Source organism: Streptomyces finlayi, assembly GCF_014216315.1.
Lineage (GTDB): Bacteria > Actinomycetota > Actinomycetes > Streptomycetales > Streptomycetaceae > Streptomyces > Streptomyces finlayi_A.
The window spans coordinates 6,551,418-6,569,565 of the sequence record NZ_CP045702.1 but is presented as its reverse complement, the minus strand read 5'-3'; the positions used below and the strand labels follow the sequence as shown (position 1 = coordinate 6,569,565).

Annotated in this window: 14 protein-coding genes; 6 read left to right on the top strand and 8 right to left on the bottom strand. The window is 70.3% G+C overall.

What is annotated here, in order from left to right:
* Positions 1-8: 8 nt before the first annotated feature.
* Together F0344_RS30085 and metH are read right to left on the bottom strand one after the other, a co-directional pair.
* The gene (locus tag F0344_RS30085; RefSeq protein ID WP_185301766.1) at positions 9-710 is read right to left on the bottom strand and encodes an HAD family hydrolase; all 702 of its coding nucleotides are present in this window, start codon (positions 708-710) and stop codon (positions 9-11) included.
* A gap of 117 nt (positions 711-827) precedes the next feature.
* On the bottom strand, positions 828-4,340 hold the full coding sequence (metH, locus tag F0344_RS30080; protein WP_185301765.1) for a methionine synthase: 3,513 nt from the start codon (positions 4,338-4,340) through the stop codon (positions 828-830).
* A gap of 239 nt (positions 4,341-4,579) precedes the next feature.
* Here metH and F0344_RS30075 point away from each other — a divergent pair, with 239 nt between their 5' ends.
* The 5 genes from F0344_RS30075 to F0344_RS30055 all read left to right on the top strand — a co-directional run bounded on the left by F0344_RS30075 (position 4,580) and on the right by F0344_RS30055 (position 10,499).
* Complete coding sequence (locus tag F0344_RS30075; RefSeq protein ID WP_185301764.1) at positions 4,580-5,344, top strand: IclR family transcriptional regulator; 765 nt, start codon at positions 4,580-4,582, stop codon at positions 5,342-5,344.
* A 334-nt stretch (positions 5,345-5,678) separates the two neighbouring features.
* Positions 5,679-6,470, top strand: coding sequence for an MIP/aquaporin family protein (locus tag F0344_RS30070; protein ID WP_185301763.1), 792 nt, complete (start codon positions 5,679-5,681; stop codon positions 6,468-6,470).
* Between the two features lie 56 nt (positions 6,471-6,526).
* A complete protein-coding gene (glpK, locus tag F0344_RS30065) occupies positions 6,527-8,077 on the top strand; it encodes a glycerol kinase GlpK (protein ID WP_185301762.1) in 1,551 nt (516 codons plus the stop codon).
* A 6-nt stretch (positions 8,078-8,083) separates the two neighbouring features.
* Complete coding sequence (locus F0344_RS30060; protein ID WP_185301761.1) at positions 8,084-9,694, top strand: glycerol-3-phosphate dehydrogenase/oxidase; 1,611 nt, start codon at positions 8,084-8,086, stop codon at positions 9,692-9,694.
* A 133-nt stretch (positions 9,695-9,827) separates the two neighbouring features.
* Entirely contained in the window at positions 9,828-10,499 is a 672-nt protein-coding gene (locus tag F0344_RS30055) for a FadR/GntR family transcriptional regulator (protein WP_185301760.1), read from the top strand.
* A 218-nt stretch (positions 10,500-10,717) separates the two neighbouring features.
* Here the strand turns inward: F0344_RS30055 and F0344_RS30050 are convergent, their stop codons facing one another.
* Positions 10,718-11,497 carry an SDR family NAD(P)-dependent oxidoreductase gene (locus F0344_RS30050; protein WP_185301759.1) on the bottom strand — a complete coding sequence of 260 codons (780 nt, stop codon included), beginning with the start codon at positions 11,495-11,497 and terminating at the stop codon, positions 10,718-10,720.
* Positions 11,494-12,822: an enolase C-terminal domain-like protein gene (locus tag F0344_RS30045; protein ID WP_185301758.1), complete on the bottom strand. Its 1,329-nt coding sequence runs from the start codon at positions 12,820-12,822 to the stop codon at positions 11,494-11,496. The genes F0344_RS30050 and F0344_RS30045 overlap by 4 nt, the downstream gene beginning before the upstream one ends.
* A 256-nt stretch (positions 12,823-13,078) precedes the next feature.
* Between F0344_RS30045 and F0344_RS30040 the strand changes: the two genes are divergently transcribed.
* Positions 13,079-14,167: a PAC2 family protein gene (locus F0344_RS30040; protein ID WP_185301757.1), complete on the top strand. Its 1,089-nt coding sequence runs from the start codon at positions 13,079-13,081 to the stop codon at positions 14,165-14,167.
* Between the two features lie 274 nt (positions 14,168-14,441).
* Here the strand turns inward: F0344_RS30040 and mshC are convergent, their stop codons facing one another.
* The 4 genes from mshC to F0344_RS30020 all read right to left on the bottom strand — a co-directional run bounded on the left by mshC (position 14,442) and on the right by F0344_RS30020 (position 18,144).
* Positions 14,442-15,671, bottom strand: coding sequence for a cysteine--1-D-myo-inosityl 2-amino-2-deoxy-alpha-D-glucopyranoside ligase (gene mshC, locus F0344_RS30035; RefSeq protein WP_185301756.1), 1,230 nt, complete (start codon positions 15,669-15,671; stop codon positions 14,442-14,444).
* Positions 15,672-15,914: 243 nt separating this feature from the next.
* Entirely contained in the window at positions 15,915-16,775 is an 861-nt protein-coding gene (locus tag F0344_RS30030; protein WP_185301755.1) for an SCO1664 family protein, read from the bottom strand.
* Positions 16,739-17,329, bottom strand: a complete 591-nt coding sequence (locus tag F0344_RS30025) for a DUF3090 domain-containing protein (RefSeq protein WP_185301754.1) — start codon at positions 17,327-17,329, stop codon at positions 16,739-16,741. Before F0344_RS30025 ends, F0344_RS30030 begins: the two co-directional genes overlap by 37 nt.
* Positions 17,330-17,433: 104 nt before the next feature.
* A complete protein-coding gene (locus F0344_RS30020) occupies positions 17,434-18,144 on the bottom strand; it encodes a histidine phosphatase family protein (RefSeq protein ID WP_185301753.1) in 711 nt (236 codons plus the stop codon).
* Positions 18,145-18,148: the final 4 nt, after the last annotated feature.

Genomic DNA, 18,148 nt, shown 5'->3' with positions numbered 1-18,148 from the left:
TGCGTGCCTCAGAGGATTCCGGTGACCAGGCCCCGGAGAAATGCGAGATCGACATCTTCGAGCGATCCCACGACCACTCTTCCGGCGGCCGGTGCGATCGGGGCGACGGACGGTACGGCCACCACACGGCAGCCCGCGGCCTCGGCCGCGGCCACTCCCGTCGCGGTGTCCTCGATGACGGCGCAGCGCAGGGGATCCGCCCCGAATCCGGATGCCGCGGAGAGGTAGGGCTCCGGATGGGGCTTGGTACGGGTGACCTCGTCCCCCGCGACCGTGAGGCCGAAGTGGTGGTGTCCGACCGAGTCCAGGACGCGGTCGATGATGCGGCGGTGCGAGGCGGAGACCAGGGCGGTCGGCATGTCGTGCGCCGCGAGTTCGGCGAGCAGCCGTGCCGCTCCGGGCATCAGCGGCACACCGCGGTCGATGCGCTTCTCGAAGCAGTCGTTGAGCAGCACCGTGAGCTCGTCGAGCCTGATGTCCGCGCCGGTCACGTCGATGAGATACCCCGCGCTGCGGGTCATCGGACCGCCCACGACGACATCGCGCCAGGCCTCGTCGAGCCGGTGACCCAGGCTCGCGAAGACCTCCAGCTCCGTATCCCACCAGAAACCTTCGGTGTCGACCAGAGTGCCGTCCATGTCGAGAAGGACGGCCTGCAGCGTGGAACCTTCGGCCGTGCGAGTCAGGGACGCGGGGACCGTACTGGTCATCCGTACTCCTCCGTAGGGACGAGAAGGCCGACCGCCATTCCCCGAAGGGAACAGCGACCGGCCTCACTGGACCGACCAGTCTACGACGTGACCGGCCGCGATGCGTCGAACGGCGGGTTACCGCGCGTTGAAGTACTTCGCCTCCGGGTGATGGATGACGATCGCGTCGGTCGACTGCTCCGGGTGCAGCTGGAACTCCTCGGAGAGCTTCACCCCGATGCGCTCGGGCTCCAGCAGTGCGGCGATCTTCGCCCGGTCGTCCAGGTCGGGGCAGGCGCCGTAGCCCAGCGAGAAACGCGCTCCCCGGTACTTCAGCGCGAACATGTCCTCGACCCCGGCCGGGTCCTCCCCGCCGAAGCCCAGCTCGCTGCGGACCCGGGCGTGCCAGTACTCGGCGAGCGCCTCTGCCAGCTGCACGGACAGACCGTGCAGCTCCAGGTAGTCGCGGTAGGAGTTGGCCGCGAAGAGCTCGGCCGTGACCTCGCCGATCTTCGAGCCGACGGTGACGACCTGGAGGCCGACCACGTCGCGCTCACCGGACTCCTCGGGCCGGAAGAAGTCCGCGAGGCACAGACGGCGGCCGCGGCGCTGGCGCGGGAAGGTGAAGCGGGTGCGCTCCGAGCCGTCCTCGTGGAGCAGGATCAGGTCGTCGCCCTTGGACACGCAGGGGAAGTAGCCGTAGACGACGGCGGCCTCCAGCATGTTCTCGGTGTGGAGCTTGTCGAGCCAGCCGCGCAGGTGCGGGTGGCCCTCGGTCTCGACCAGCTCCTCGTACGTGGGTCCGTCGCCGGCGCGGGACTGCTTGAGACCCCACTGGCCCTTGAAGAGCGCGCCCTCGTCAAGCCAGGAGGCGTACTCCTTGAGCGGGATTCCCTTGACGACCCGGGTGCCCCAGAAGGGCGGCTCCGGGACCGGATTGTCGGTGGTCACGTCGGAGCGGACACCCGTCTCGGGCTCCTCGACCTCCAGGACCGCGGTGTCCTTCCTGGCGACGCGGCGCTGCTTCAGCTCCGGAAGCACCGCGCCGGGGACGCCGCGCTTGATGCCGATGAGGGCGTCCATGAGCCGGAGCCCCTCGAACGCGTCGCGGGCGTAGCGGACCTCGCCCTCGTAGATCTCGTGGAGGTCCTGCTCGACGTAGGCCCTGGTGAGCGCGGCCCCGCCCAGGATGACCGGGAAGTCCGCGGCCATCTTGCGCTGGTTGAGCTCCTCCAGGTTCTCCTTCATGATCACGGTCGACTTCACCAGGAGGCCGGACATGCCGATGACGTCGGCCCGGTGCTCCTCGGCGGCCTCCAGGATCGCGGAGACGGGCTGCTTGATGCCGAGGTTCACGACGTTGTAGCCGTTGTTGGTGAGGATGATGTCGACGAGGTTCTTGCCGATGTCGTGGACGTCACCGCGCACGGTGGCCAGCACGATCGTGCCCTTGCCCTCCGCGTCGGACTTCTCCATGTGCGGCTCCAGGTGGGCGACCGCGTTCTTCATGACCTCGGCGGACTGGAGCACGAAGGGCAGCTGCATCTGGCCGGAGCCGAAGAGCTCACCGACGACCTTCATGCCCTCCAGGAGCGTTTCGTTGACGATGTCCAGGGCGGGGCGGGTGCGCAGGGCCTCGTCGAGGTCGGCCTGGAGGCCGTTCTTCTCGCCGTCGATGATGCGGCGCTGGAGTCGCTCGTCGAGCGGGAGCGCGAGGAGTTCCTCGGCGCGGCCCTCCTTCATCGACTTCATGTTGACGCCCTCGAAGAGCTCCATGAGCTTCTGCAGGGGGTCGTAACCCTCGGCACGGCGGTCGTAGATCAGGTCCAGGGCGACCTTGACCTGCTCCTCCTCCAGGCGCGCGATGGGGAGGATCTTGGAGGCGTGCACGATCGCGGAGTCGAGGCCGGCCTTGACGCACTCGTCGAGGAAGACGGAGTTCAGGACGACGCGGGCGGCGGGGTTGAGGCCGAAGGAGATGTTGGAGAGGCCGAGGGTGGTCTGTACGCCGGGTCGGCGGCGCTTGAGTTCGCGGATGGCCTCGATCGTGGCGATGCCGTCCTTGCGGGACTCCTCCTGACCGGTACAGATGGTGAAGGTCAGGGTGTCGATGAGGATGTCCGGCTCGAGGATGCCCCAGTTGCCGGTGAGGTCGTCGATGAGGCGCTCGGCGATGGCGACCTTGTGCTCGGCCGTCCTGGCCTGGCCCTCCTCGTCGATGGTCAGCGCGATCAGCGCGGCGCCGTGCTCCTTCGCCAGCGCGGTGACCTTGGCGAAGCGGGACTCGGGGCCGTCGCCGTCCTCGTAGTTGACGGAGTTCAGTACGGCCCGGCCGCCGAGCTTCTCCAGACCCGCGCGCAGGACGGGCACCTCGGTGGAGTCGAGCACGATGGGGAGCGTGGAGGCGGTGGCGAAGAGACCGGCCAGCCGCTCCATGTCGGCGACGCCGTCCCGGCCCACGTAGTCGACGCAGAGGTCGAGCATGTGCGCGCCCTCGCGGATCTGGTCGCGGGCCATCTCGACGCAGTCGTCCCAGCGCGCTTCCAGCATGGCCTCGCGGAACTTCTTCGAGCCGTTGGCGTTGGTGCGCTCACCGATCGCCATGTACGAGGTGTCCTGGCGGAAGGACACGGTCTGGTAGAGCGAGGAGGCACCCGGCTCGGGGCGCGGGTCGCGCACGCCCGGGGTCATGTCGCGGACGCGTTCGACGACCTGGCGCAGGTGCTCGGGTGTCGAGCCGCAGCAGCCGCCGACCAGCGAGAGGCCGTAGTCCCGTACGAAGTTCTCCTGGGCGTCGGCCATCTCGGGCGGGGTCAGCGGGAAGTGCGCGCCGTCCTTGGTGAGCACGGGCAGGCCCGCGTTGGGCATACACATCAGCGGCGTACGTGAGTGGCGGGCCAGGTAGCGCAGGTGCTCGCTCATCTCGGCCGGGCCCGTCGAGCAGTTGAGGCCGATCAGGTCGATGCCCAGCGGTTCCAGGGCGGTGAGCGCGGCGCCGATCTCGGAGCCGAGCAGCATGACGCCGGTCGTCTCGAAGGCGAGCGAGCAGATCAGGGGGACGTCCACGCCCAGGGCTTCCATCGCCCGCCGCGCGCCGATCAGGCTCGACTTCGTCTGCAGCAGGTCCTGCGTGGTCTCCACGATCAGGGCGTCCGCCCCGCCGGCGAGCAGGCCCTCGGCGTTCTGCTGGTAGCCGTCACGGAGCACGTCGTACGCGATGTGGCCGAGCGTGGGCAGCTTGGTGCCGGGGCCCACGGAGCCGAGGACCCAGCGCTGACGGCCGTCCTTGGCGGTGAACTCGTCCGCGACCTCGCGTGCGATCCGGGCGCCCGACTCGGACAGCTCGACGATCCGGTCGGCGATCTCGTACTCGTTCGCCGCGGAGTGGTTCGCACCGAAGGTGTTCGTCTCCACGCAGTCCACGCCGACCGCGAAATACTCCTCGTGCACGGAGCGGACGATGTCCGGACGGGTGACGTTGAGGATCTCGTTGCAGCCTTCGAGGTTCTCGAAGTCCGCAAGGGTGGGGTCTTGTGCCTGGAGCATCGTGCCCATGGCACCGTCTGCCACCACCACACGTGTGGCGAGCGCCTCGCGGAGGGCTTCGGCTCGGTTCCGGCTGTCAGCGGAAGGGGTCGGCGACGAGGCCATGGATGTTCTCCCTGGGATGCGACGGCTGTCGGCTTTGCGGCCTTCCTGCGGAGGGCGCGCCCGGCCAGCGTAGCCGGGAGGCACCACGGCCCGTCACGGCGTCCCACGGGGCGGACGGCATGCTGTGCGGGGGCAGCTCGGCCTGCGTGGGGGCGCAGGCTTGACGAGCTACCGGACATGGGTCGACATCGACCGATAGTGTTCAGCATTGTCGAACCACGATGGAGGAGTACGGCGCGATGGCCAAGAACATCCAGTCGCTGGAGCGGGCGGCAGCGATGCTGCGGCTGCTGGCGGGCGGCGAGCGCCGGCTCGGACTGTCCGACATCTCTTCTTCCCTGGGGCTGGCCAAGGGAACCGCTCACGGCATCCTGCGCACGCTCCAGCACGAGGGCTTCGTCGAGCAGGACGCGGCGTCCGGCCGCTACCAGCTCGGCGCGGAGCTGCTGCGCCTGGGCAACAGCTATCTGGACGTCCACGAGCTGCGGGCCCGGGCCCTGGTGTGGACCGACGACCTGGCGCGCTCGAGCGGCGAGAGCGTCCACCTGGGCGTCCTGCACCAGCACGGCATCCTCATCGTCCACCACGTCTTCCGGCCCGACGACAGCCGCCAGGTGCTGGAGGTGGGTGCCATGCAGCCGCTGCACTCCACGGCCCTGGGCAAGGTGCTCTCCGCCTACGACCCGGTGGCGCACAGCGAGGCCCTCGAGGCCGAGCGGCAGGCGTTCACCCCCCGAACGGTGACCGGCGCGGACGACTTCGAGTCGTTGCTCGACCTGATCCGGGCGCGCGGCTGGGCCGCCGACGTGGAGGAGACCTGGGAAGGGGTGGCCGCCATCGCGGCGCCCATTCACGACCGGCGGCGGATGCCTGTCGGCGCCGTGGCCGTCACCGGCGCGGTGGAGCGGGTCAGCCCGGGCGGCGAGCTGCGCGCCGAGCTGATCGCGGCCGTGCGGGACTGCGCACGCGCCGTCTCGCGGGACCTGGGCGCCGGGCGCTTCTGAGCCCACCGCCGACCGGGCGCTCCTGAGCCCACCGCCGGCCGGGCACCTCCGGGCCTCCCGCCGGCCGCGCGACCCGTCGATAACGATCGGGCTCCGCACCCGGTCGCATGCGCCACAACCCTTGACGTCGCATTCACCAGGGAGAAACATTGCCGTTCACCGGTCGGCATTGTCGAACACCTAACGGCAATACGCGTTAGGGTATGCCAGTGCCAAGGACCGGTCGGCCCACACAGGTGAGTACCCGCACAGCGTGGATACCAACCTCGGGCGCGAACCACCGGAGGGACCCGGTGTTCGCCTTTCCCCTGGACGAAGGACAAAGGAGTCACGGGTGTCCAGCTCCGACATCTTCATCGGCGAGACCATCGGTACCGCCGTTCTCATCCTCCTCGGCGGCGGAGTCTGCGCCGCCGTCACGCTGAAGAGTTCCAAGGCACGGAACGCCGGCTGGCTTGCCATCACCTTCGGGTGGGGTTTCGCCGTTCTGACCGCTGCTTACCTGGCCGGCGGTGTCTCCGGCGCGCACCTCAACCCGGCGGTCACGCTCGGCCTCGCCATACAAGGCGGCACCGAGTGGGCCGACGTCCCGCTGTATCTCGCCTCCCAGCTGCTGGGCGCGATGATCGGCGCGGTGCTGGTCTGGGCGGTGTACTACGGGCAGTTCCACGCCCACCTCACCGACCCCGAGATCCTGCGCGACCAGCCCAGCGAAGAGGGCATGGTCGACCAGAAGGCCGCCCCGAAGGCCGGCCCCGTACTCGGCATCTTCTCCACGGGCCCGGAGATCCGGAACGCCGTGCAGAACGTCGTCACCGAGGTCATCGCCACGGTGGTCCTGGTGCTCGCGATCCTGACCCAGGGCCTCAACAACGAGGGCAACGGCCTCGGCACTCTCGGTGCCCTGATCACCGCTCTTGTCGTTGTCGGAATCGGTCTCTCGCTCGGCGGCCCGACCGGCTACGCGATCAACCCGGTTCGCGACCTCGGTCCGCGTATCGTGCACGCGCTGCTGCCGCTGCCGAACAAGGGTGGTTCCGACTGGGGCTACGCCTGGGTACCGATTGTCGGACCGCTCATCGGCGGCGCCGTCGCCGGCGGGCTCTACAACGTCGCCTTCGCGTGAGCCGCAGAGCTCAGAGCCGTATCCCTCAGCACTCACAGACCTCCGGGGAGCACACCGTGACCGAAGCACACACCACCGGGAGCCACGGCACCGGGCCGTTCATCGCGGCCATCGACCAGGGCACCACCTCCAGCCGCTGCATCGTCTTCGACAAGGACGGCCGCATCGTCTCCGTCGACCAGAAGGAGCACGAGCAGATCTTCCCGAAGCCGGGCTGGGTCGAGCACGACGCTTCCGAGATCTGGACGAACGTCCAGGAGGTCGTCGCCGGCGCCATCTCGAAGGCGGGCATCACCTCGGCCGACGTCAAGGCGATCGGCATCACCAACCAGCGCGAGACGACGCTGCTCTGGGACAAGAACACCGGTGAGCCCGTCCACAACGCCCTCGTCTGGCAGGACACCCGCACCGACGCGCTCTGCAAGGAGCTGGGCCGCAACGTCGGGCAGGACCGTTTCCGCCGGGAGACCGGCCTGCCCCTCGCCTCGTACTTCGCCGGGCCCAAGGTCCGCTGGCTCCTCGACAACGTCGAGGGCCTGCGCGAGCGCGCCGAGCGGGGCGAGATCCTCTTCGGGACCATGGACTCCTGGGTCATCTGGAACCTGACCGGCGGCACCGAGGGTGGCGTCCACGTCACGGACGTCACCAACGCCTCGCGCACCCTCCTCATGAACCTGCACACGATGCAGTGGGACGAGAAGATCCTCCAGTCGATCGGAATCCCGGCCGCCGTGCTGCCGGAGATCCGCTCCTCGGCCGAGGTGTACGGACATGCCAAGGGCGGCGTCCTGGACGGCATCCCGGTGGCGTCCGCGCTCGGTGACCAGCAGGCCGCGCTCTTCGGCCAGACCTGTTTCGCACAGGGCGAGGCGAAGTCCACGTACGGCACCGGCACCTTCATGCTGATGAACACGGGCCACACGCCCGTGAACTCGTACAACGGACTGCTGACGACCGTCGGGTACCGCATCGGCGACCAGAAGCCCGTCTACGCACTCGAAGGTTCCATCGCCGTCACCGGATCGCTGGTCCAGTGGATGCGCGACCAGATGGGCCTGATCAAGTCCGCCGCCGAGATCGAGACCCTGGCCTCCTCGGTCGAGGACAACGGCGGCGCCTATTTCGTGCCCGCCTTCTCCGGACTCTTCGCCCCGTACTGGCGCCCCGACGCCCGAGGCGTCATCGCAGGTCTCACCCGCTACGTCACCAAGGCGCACATCGCCCGCGCCGTGCTCGAGGCCACCGCCTGGCAGACCCGCGAGATCAGCGACGCCATGACCAAGGACTCCGGCGTCGAGCTGACCGCGCTCAAGGTCGACGGCGGTATGACCTCCAACAACCTGCTGATGCAGACCCTCTCCGACTTCCTGGACGCGCCTGTCGTGCGCCCCATGGTCGCCGAGACCACCTGCCTCGGCGCCGCTTACGCCGCCGGTCTCGCCGTCGGCTTCTGGCCGGACACCGACTCCCTGCGCGCCAACTGGCGCCGGGCAGCCGAGTGGACACCCCGTATGGACGCGGCCACCCGTGACCGCGAGTACAAGAGCTGGCTCAAGGCCGTCGAACGTTCGATGGGCTGGCTCGACGAAGACACTGTCGAGGAGTAAAGCGATATGACCACCCTGCAGAGCGTCCCCGCCCTCGGGACGCATCCGGCCTCCGGCTCCCTTCCGAGCCGCGCCGAGACCCGGGAGCAGCTGTCCAAGGCGACGTACGACCTCCTGGTGATCGGCGGCGGCATCCTGGGCATCTCCACCGCCTGGCACGCCGCGCAGTCCGGACTGCGGGTGGCGCTGGTGGACGCCGGCGACTTCGCCGGCGCCACCTCCTCCGCCTCCTCCAAGCTGCTCCACGGCGGTCTGCGCTACCTGCAGACCGGCGCGGTGAAGCTGGTGGCGGAGAACCACTTCGAGCGGCGCGCCGTCTCCCGTCAGGTCGCGCCGCACCTGGCCAATCCACTCACCTTCTACCTGCCGGTCTACAAGGGCGGCCCGCACGGTGCCGCCAAGCTCGGTGCGGGCGTCTTCGCCTACTCCGCGCTGTCCGGGTTCGGTGACGGCGTCGGCCATGTGATCAGCCCGGCGAGGGCACAGCGCGATGTGCCGGAGCTGCGTACGGACAACCTCAAGGCCGTCGCGGTCTACGGCGACGACCAGATGAACGACGCCCGGATGGCGCTGATGACCGTGCGCGCGGCGACCGAAGCGGGCGCGACCGTCCTCAACCACGCCGCCGTGACCGGACTGCGGTTCACCCGGGGCCGGGTGACGGGCGCCGACCTGCGCGACAGCGCCGACGGTACGGAGTTCGGCGTGAACGCCCGCCTCGTGCTGAACGCGACCGGACCGTGGGTGGACCACCTCCGCAAGATGGAGGACCCGGGCGCGGCCCCCTCGATCCGGCTGTCCAAGGGTGCGCACCTGGTGCTCAAGCGCACCCGCCCCTGGAAGGCCGCGCTCGCCACCCCGATCGACAAGTACCGGATCACCTTCGCTCTGCCGTGGGAGGACATGCTGCTGCTCGGCACCACGGACGAGGAGTACGAGGGCGATCCGGCGGATGTCGCGGTGACCGAGAAGGACACGGCGCAGATCCTGGACGAGGCGGCGTTCTCCGTCCGCGACCAGCAGCTGTCGCGTGATCTGATCACGTACTCCTTCGCGGGGCTGCGGGTGCTGCCGGGCGGTCCCGGCAGCACGTCGAAGGCCAAGCGCGAGACCGTCGTGACGGAGGGCCGGGGCGGGATGCTCTCGGTCGCGGGCGGCAAGTGGACGACGTTCCGGCACATCGGCCGCACGGTGATGAACAAGCTGGCCGCGCTCCCGGGTCACCCGCTCGCGGACGACATGGAGCCGATGGCCCGGCTGCCCAGGAAGCTCCCGCTGCCCGGCATCGCCAACCCGCAGGCGGTCGCGCACCGGCTCCTGGTCGACGGCGGTACGCCCGGTCCGCGGATGGCGGCGGACACGGCCAGGCACCTCGCCACCCACTACGGCTCGTTGTCCTTCGACATCGCCCGGCTCGCCAACGAGAACCCGGCGCTGGCCCAGCGCATCCACCCGGACGCCCCGGAGATCTGGGCGCAGGTCGTCTACGCCCGGGACCACGAGTGGGCCGAGACGGCGGACGACGTGCTGCGTCGCCGTACGACGCTGACGATCCGCGGACTGGCCACCGACGGCATCAGGACCCAGGTCGAGGGGCTGCTCGCCGACCGGGGCTGAGACAAGGCGTGTGCGGGGGCGGCTTCCGGAAGGAAGCCGCCCCCGTCCGCATTGCTCCATCGGCCGCGCGGACCCTCATAATGGACGAAGACATCGGATGTCTGATCCCAGTCCGCAATCCAGGAGGACCGTCATGGCTGTCACCGACGAGGCGATCGAGAAGATCAAGGAAATGATCGTCTCGGGTGCTCTGAGGCCCGGTGACCGGCTCCCCAAGGAGAGCGAACTCGCCGCGGAACTCGGGCTGTCCCGCAACTCCCTGCGAGAGGCGGTGCGCGCCCTGTCGCTGATCCGCATCCTCGACGTACGGCAGGGTGACGGCACCTACGTCACGAGCCTGGATCCCCAGCTGCTCCTGGAAGCGATGAGTTTCGTCGTGGACTTCCACCGCGACGACACCGTTCTGGAGTTCCTCGCGGTGCGCCGGATCCTCGAACCGGCCGCCACGGCGATGGCCGCGAGCCGGATCAGCGACGCACAGCTGGAGCTGCTCGGTTCGCAGCTCGACGCGCTGGGCGAGAAGCCCTCGGTGGAGCAACTGGTCGCCGCCGACCTGGAGTTCCACCGCGGGATCGTGCAGTCGTCCGGCAACTCGGTGCTCTGCTCGCTGCTCGACGGGCTTTCCGGGCCGACGACGAGGGCCCGGGTCTGGCGCGGTCTGACCCAGGAGGACGCCGTCAGCCGCACCCTTCACGAGCACCGGGCGATCCTCTCGGCACTGCGGGACAGGGACGCGGAGGCCGCGCGGGCCTGGGCGACCGTGCATGTGGCGAGCGTGGAGCAGTGGCTGCGCTCGACCCTGTGAACATCCGGCATCCGGGCGGGCCGGGGGCGGTACCGCTCCCCCGGCCCGCACGCCCTTCTCGACGTACTGCTGGTAGGAGTTCCAGAAGTCGAGTACGGCGCAGGCCGCCGCACTCGTCGTACGCACCCTCATGAGTCCCGTTTCTTTGTGGAATACCGGCTCGTCGCTCTGGCGGCCCGCTTGATGGGTGCTGCGGCTCAGCGGGGGATGGCCAGGGTTCAGGCGGTCGGGGGGCGCGGTCGCAGGCCCTGCATGCCGCCGTCGACGGCGAGTGAGGTACCGGTGACGGAGGCCGCGCCGGGGCCCGCGAGGTAGACGACCGCCGCCGCGACCTCGTCCGCGGACACCAGCCGTCCCAGGGGCTGGCGGGCGTCGAGCGCGGCGCGTTCCGCGGCCGGGTCGTCGGCCCGGTCGAGGAGTCTGCCGATCCACGGGGTGTCCGCCGTACCGGGGTTGACGCAGTTGACCCGGATGCCCTCACGGACGTGGTCGGCGGCCATGGCGAGGGTCAGCGAGAGCACGGCCCCCTTGCTCGCGCTGTAGAGCGCGCGCTGCGGGAGGCCGGCCGTGGCCGCGATCGAGCACGTGTGGGTGATCGAGACGGCTCCGGGGCGGGCCGCGGCGGCCCGGCGCAGATGCGGGAGGGCGTGCCGGGCGGTGCGGACCATCCCGAGGACGTTGATGTCCAGGACCCTCGTCCACTCCTCGTCCGTGTTGTCCTCCACGGTGCCGATGGAGCCGATGCCCGCGTTGGAGACGAGGGTGTGCAGGCCGCCCAGTTCGGCGGCGGCCCGGTCGACCGCCTCCCGTACGGCCGCGTCGTCGGTCACATCGGCCTTGAGCGCGAGCGCGCCCTCGGGCGCTCCCGCGGTCTCCCGGTCGAGTACGGCGACCTTCGCGCCACGTTCCAGGAGCAGGGTGGCCACGGCGGCCCCGATCCCTGACGCTCCGCCCGTCACCAGGGCGGCCATCCCATCGAATTCGGGTGCACGGGTCATCGGGCGTTCTCCTCGGTCGTGCGGCGGGCCTGCCAGACGGGGCCCTCGGGGTAGCGGTGCTCGGCCATCGACTCGGGGAGCATCCGGGCGGAGAACCCGGGCGCGAGCGGCGCCATGTATCTGCCGTTCTCGATCACGGTCGGGGTGGCGAAGTGCTCGTGGAGGTGGTCGACGTACTCGATGACCCGGTCCTCCCAGGTCCCGGAGACCGCCACGTAGTCGAACATCGAGAGGTGCTGCACGAGTTCGCAGAGGCCGACGCCTCCTGCGTGCGGGCAGACCGGGACGCCGTACTTCGCGGCCAGCAGCAGGATCGCCAGATTCTCGTTGACGCCGGCGACCCGGGCGGCGTCGATCTGTACGAAGTCGACGGCGCCGGCCTGGAGCAGCTGCTTGAACACGACCCGGTTGGCGACGTGTTCTCCGGTGGCGACCTTGACGGGCTGTCCGGCGCGCACGGCGGCGTGGCCGAGTACGTCGTCGGGGCTGGTGGGTTCCTCGATCCAGTGCGGGTCGAACGGCGCGAGCGCGTTCATCCACTCCACCGCGTCGGCCACGTCCCAGCGCTGGTTGGCGTCGACCGCGATCCGGATGTCGGGGCCGACCGCCTCGCGGGCGAGCGACATGCGGCGTACGTCGTCGCCGAGGTCCGCGCCGACCTTCAGCTTGATCTGGCCGAAGCCGTCGGCCACGGCCTCCTTGGACAGCCGCACCAGCTTGTCGTCCTCGTACCCCAGCCAGCCGGGCGAGGTCGTGTACGCGGGGTAGCCCTGGGCGAGAAGGAGTTCCGTGCGCTCGGCGCGTCCCGGTTCCGCGGCCCTCAGGATCGCGAGTGCGTCCTCGGGCGTGAGGGCGTCACTCAGATAACGGAAGTCGACCAGGGAGACGAGCTCCTCGGGCGTCATCCCGGCGAGGAACTGCCAGACGGGCTTGCCCGCACCGGCCGCCGCCAGGTCCCAGGCGGCGTTGACGACCGCGCCGACCGCCATGTGCATAACCCCCTTCTCGGGTCCGAGCCAGCGCAGTTGGGAGTCGTGGGTGAGCTCCCGGTACAGCTCCCCGAGGTCTGCGGCGGTACGCGGCGCCGGGCGCCCCACCACGTACGGGCGCAGCGCCTCGATGGCGGCGGCCATGACCTCGTTGCCACGCCCGATGGTGAAGCAGAAACCGTGGCCTTCGGCGCCGGAACCGGCGTGGCCGGTCCGCAGGACGACGTAGGCGGCGGAGTAGTCGGGATCGGGGTTCATGGCGTCCGAACCGTCCAGCTGTTCCGAGGTGGGAAACCGGATGTCGTGGACCTCGAGATCCGTGACGGTCTGACTCATGTGCGCCCCCCAGGGGAATAACATCGGACCTCTTGCGTGTCATCCGATGTATAGCGCCCACCTCGAACGAAAGTCCAGGGTTCGAACGGAATTCGGCGATCACAGCTCGGAGGAATCGCGAGGCTGATGCATCGTTATGACCCTCGGGGCGCGTACACGTGCGGAGTTCACCCGCTCGTGCCGGAGGACTGCGGTGGGGCAGCCCGGAAGCCGTAAGGTTGGTGCGTACACAAGGGAACTTCGGAAGGAGGTCTGGGTGATCGAGCTCGAGGGGGTACCCGAGCTGGTCGACCCGGTCATGGTGGCCGCGTTCGAGGGCTGGAACGACGCCGGTGACGCCGCCTCCACAGCTGTCGGACATCTGGACCGGGAATGGAAGGGCGAGGTGTTCGCGGCGCTCGACGCCGAGGACTACTACGACTTCCAGGTCAACCGCCCCACGGTGTGGCTGGACGGCGGGGTGCGAAAGATCACCTGGCCCACCACCCGGCTCTCCGTGGTCCGCGTCGGCGGGGACAAGCCCCGCGACCTGGTTCTCGTCCGTGGCATCGAACCGTCGATGCGCTGGCGTTCGTTCTGCAACGAGATCCTGGGATTCGCCCATGAGCTGGGTGTCGAGATGGTCGTCATCCTCGGGGCACTGCTCGGCGACACCCCGCACACCCGGCCGGTGCCGGTCAGTGGCGTGACGTCCGATCCGGATCTGGCCAGGACGATGGATCTGGAGGAGACCCGGTACGAGGGCCCGACGGGCATCGTCGGCATCCTCCAGGAGGCGTGCACCCACGCGGGTGTGCCCGCGGTGAGCCTGTGGGCGGCGGTACCGCACTACGTGTCGCAGCCGCCCAACCCGAAGGCCACGCTGGCTCTGCTGAACCGTCTGGAGGATCTGCTCGGACTGCGGATTCCGCTGGGCGAACTGCCCGAGGACGCCCGTGCCTGGCAGCTCGGCGTCGACCAACTGGCCGCCGAGGACAGCGAGGTCGCCGAGTACGTCCAGACGCTGGAGGAGGCCCGCGACACCGCGGAGCTGCCCGAGGCGACCGGCGAGGCCATCGCCCGGGAGTTCGAGCGCTATCTGCGGCGCAGGGACGGCGGTCCTGGCCAGGGACCCGGCGGTCACGCGACGGAGAGTGGCGACGTCCCCTATCTGCGGGACCCGTCGAGCGGCCGCACCAGACCACCCAAGCCGGCGCGTCCGGAGGCCGGGAGCGGTCCCCTCGGGCCAGGGAAGGCGTCCGGGGGTTCGCCGGAGCGCCCGGACACCGGCCCGGATTCGCCCGGAGACGGGGACACCGGGAACGACGCTGATGACGGGCACGACGGGAACACCCCGGAGAACTGACGGGCCGGGTCCCGGCAGCAGCAGCCGGACGTGAGGGGCGCCGGGCGGGTACACATCCCGCCCGGCGCCCCTCGTTCCGTCCGGGCCCGGGATCAGACGCGGTTGCACCGTGCCCGCTGCCGCACCCTGAAGGCCGTCGATGACTGAATGGAGCGGTTTTGGCGCTGCTTCGAGCATTCGCCGAGGCACGAAAGGAACCGGTCCCGAACTCCGCAGAGAAGTCCGAGGCCGGTTCCATGGGTCGGGGCCGCGCGGCGGTCACACCGCCCGGCTCCTACAGGGCCACTCCGAGCAGCGCGTCGACCGTACGCGAGACGAGGCCGGGCGCTCCCTCGTCCGTGCCGCCTTCGGCGCTCTGCAGCGCGGCCCAGCGGTCCACGGCGGCGAGTGCGGCCGGGGTGTCCAGGTCGTCGGCGAGGGCCTCGCGGACCTCTTCGACCAGGGCGTCGGCGGACCGTCCGTCGGGACGGGAGACGGCGGCGCGCCACCGCGCGAGCCGCTCGACCGCATCGGCCAGCACCTGGTCGGTCCACTCCCAGTCGGACCGGTAGTGGTGCGAGAGGAGGGCGAGGCGGATCGCCACCGGGTCAACGCCGTCGCGGCGCAGCGCGGACACGAAGACCAGGTTGCCCTTGGACTTCGACATCTTCTCGCCGTTCAGGGCGACCATCCCGGCGTGGACGTACGCCCGGGCGAACGGGTGCTCGCCGGTCAGCACCTGGGCGTGCGATGCGCCCATCTCGTGGTGCGGGAAGACGAGGTCGGAGCCGCCTCCCTGGACGTCGAAGCCCATGCCGAGGTGGTCCAGGGCGATGGCGACGCACTCGATGTGCCAGCCGGGCCGGCCGCGTCCGAGGGTGCCTCCGTCCCAGTTGGGCTCGCCCTCACGGGCGGCCATCCACAGCATCGGGTCGAGGGGGTTCTTCTTGCCGGGGCGCTCGGGGTCGCCGCCGCGCTCGGCGGAGAGCAGCCGCATCGCCTCGGCGTCCAGGTTCGAGACCTCACCGAAGTGCGGGTCGGCCTCGACGGAGAAGTACACGTCACCGTCGAGCTCGTAGGCGGCGCCCGCGTCGCGGAGCCGTTCGACGAGCGGGACGATGCCGGGTATCGACTCCACCGCGCCGATGTAGTGCTGCGGCGGGAGCATTCGCAGGGCGGTCATGTCCTCGCGGAAGAGGGCCGTCTCGCGCTCGGCGAGCTCGGTCCAGTCCTCCCCGTCGCGTACGGCCCGCTCCAGCAGCGGATCATCCACGTCGGTCACGTTCTGGACGTAGTGAACCTGCCGCTTGGTGTCGAGCCACACGCGCTGAACGAGGTCGAACGCGTTGTAGGTCGCCGCATGACCCATGTGGGTCGCGTCGTACGGCGTGATGCCGCAGACATAGATGCGGGCGACGGGACCGGGGTCAAGGGTGATCCGTCCGCCGGTCGCGGTGTCGTGGATCCGAAGGTCGCGGCCCTTGCCAGGCAGGGCGGGGACCTCAGAAGCGGGCCAGGCATGCATGTCATGAGCGTAACCGGACGATGCTTCCGGATACGAACCGGATCGGAACATGGCCGAAGAGGCGGTCTTGACGACGGGCTCCGCCCGGTCATCGGGGGCGGGGCTCGGACGGGCTCCGCAGGCTCCTGCGACAGGACCATGGCGTCAGGGCGGCGCGGCCGGTCCCCGGACGTCGTGCCCGGTGACCGGGCACGCGTACGAGGAGGCACCGCCCCGCCCGCCCCGCCCCGTCCGCCCCGCCCGTCAGACGGGCGGCCACGGAATGGCCGGCCACTCCCCGCTCGGCTGCGGATGCCGCCCCGACGCCAGCAAGGCCCCCACACGCCCCCGCAGCGCGTCCAGCTCAGCGGCGGTGATCAGCTCGCCCAACCGGGTGGCGAGCCCAGCTCCCGGGACCAGTCCGGCAGCCAGCCGCCCCAGCACCTCGACGGCCTCGTCGGTCAGCGCTTCGCCCGCCCAGCCCCACAGCAGCGTGCGCAGTTTGTCCTCGGCGTTGAAGGTGACCCCGTGATCGATGCCGTAGAGCCGGCCGCCCGGAGCGGGCAGCAGATGGCCGCCCTTGCGGTCGCCGTTGTTGATCACCGCGTCGAGCACCGCGAGGCGTCGCAGCCGGAGGTCGTCCGCGTGGACGAGCAGCGCGGTCTTCCCCTCCCCGACCTCCGCGAAGCCCACGGCCTTCCAGCCCTCACCCGGCTCCTCGTCCTCGACGAGAGCGAGCAGTGACGGCTCGTCCACGCCGGTTGAACCGTCCGGAGCCGCTTCGATCCAGAGCTGGCACATGCCTTCCCCGTACGGCCCGTCCCGCAGCACCGTCGGCGGCACGAGGCCCCATCCGGTCGCCTCGGAGATCTCGTACGCCGCCACTTCGCGCTGGGCGAGGGTCCCGTCGGGGAAGTCCCACAGCGGCTGCTCCCCGGCGACGGGCTTGTACACGCAGGTACGTTCCTCGCCCTCGTGCGCGACCGTGCAGTAGAGCACCGCGTTGGAGGCGCCGCGGACCTGGCCGAGGACGGTGAGCTCCCCCTCGGCGAGCAGGGTCAGGAGGTCCGTTCCCGCCGGGCTCCCGATCATGCTCCGCGACGGTATCCGTTCTGGCGCGGGCATACGTGTCCTTCCGGATCGAGCGGCAGGCTGCACAGCGGGCACGGCGGGCGGCCGGCGTTCACCACGTCCAGGGCGCGCTTGGCGAACGCACGGGCCTGCGCGCCGCTCAACCGCACGCGGAGCATCGGCGGGCCGTTCTCCTCGTCCTGCAGGAGCCTCTCCTCGGCCTCCACGAGGTCGTCCTCGGAGCCGGCGTCCAGCTCGACGAGCGCCTGCGCCTCGACGATCATCCGCTGTTCCTCGCCGTCCCAGGCGAGAGCCATCGTGCCGACCCTGAACTCCTCCTCGACGGGTGCGTCGAGCGGTGCGGTGTCGGTGACATCCATGGCGGCCACGGCCGGCACGGGCGAATTGCCGCCGGTCCGTCTCACGACCTCGTCGAGCAGTTCGTCGATCCGTTCGGCGAGCGCGGCGACCTGAGTCTTCTCCAGGGCGACGCTGGTGACGCGGCCCCTGGACGATGCCTGCAGGAAAAACGTACGGCGGCCAGGCAGCCCGACCGTACCGGCCACGAAACGGTCCGGGGGGTCATAGAGGAACACCTGACGGGACACGTCCTGTCTCCCTTGAGAATTGACGGCGAATGGGGGCGGCCGGAGTCCGGAGGGGTGCCCCCGGAACGGCCCCTACGGCGCGTCCACCCTACTGCGCGGAGCGATCACGGCGCCCCAGCGCCGCCCCCGACCGCCGCATCCGTCGCGTTGCCGCCCGCGGCGTCGGCGCCGACGGCCTGCTCGCGCGGGGCGAGGGAGGCGAAGTCCCCGGTGTCGCCCAGCCGGAGAAGGAAGGGCCGCAGCCGGGTGTAGCGGATCGCGGTGACCGAACACGGATCGGCGTGGACCCGCTGGAAGAGGTCCAGGTGCATGCCGAGCGCGTCGGCGACGAGAGACTTGATGATGTCCCCGTGGGAGCACATCACATAGGTCGCGTCGTCGCCGTGCTCGGCTTCGACGCGGGCGTTCCAGTCGCGTACTGCGTCGACCGCCCTTGCCTGCATCGCCCGCATGGACTCGCCACCGGGGAACGCGGCGGCCGAGGGGTGCTGCTGGACGACGGCCATCAGCGGCTCGTCGGCCAGTTCCGCCAGTTTGCGCCCCGACCAGTCCCCGTAGTCGCACTCGCTGATCCGGTCCTCGGTGTGGAACGGCAGGCCTGGGCGGGCGTCGAGCAGCGGCTGGAGCGTTTCGCGGCAGCGCTCCAGGGGGCTGCTGACCGCGGCGACGAGCGAGAGGGCGGCGAGCCGCCCGGGCAGCGCGGCCGCCTGCTCGGCGCCGCGTTCGTCCAGGGAGACGCCGGGGGTGCGGCCGGCGAGGACTCCTGCGGTGTTGGCGGTGGACCGGCCGTGACGTACGAGGATCAGCGTGGGCATACGA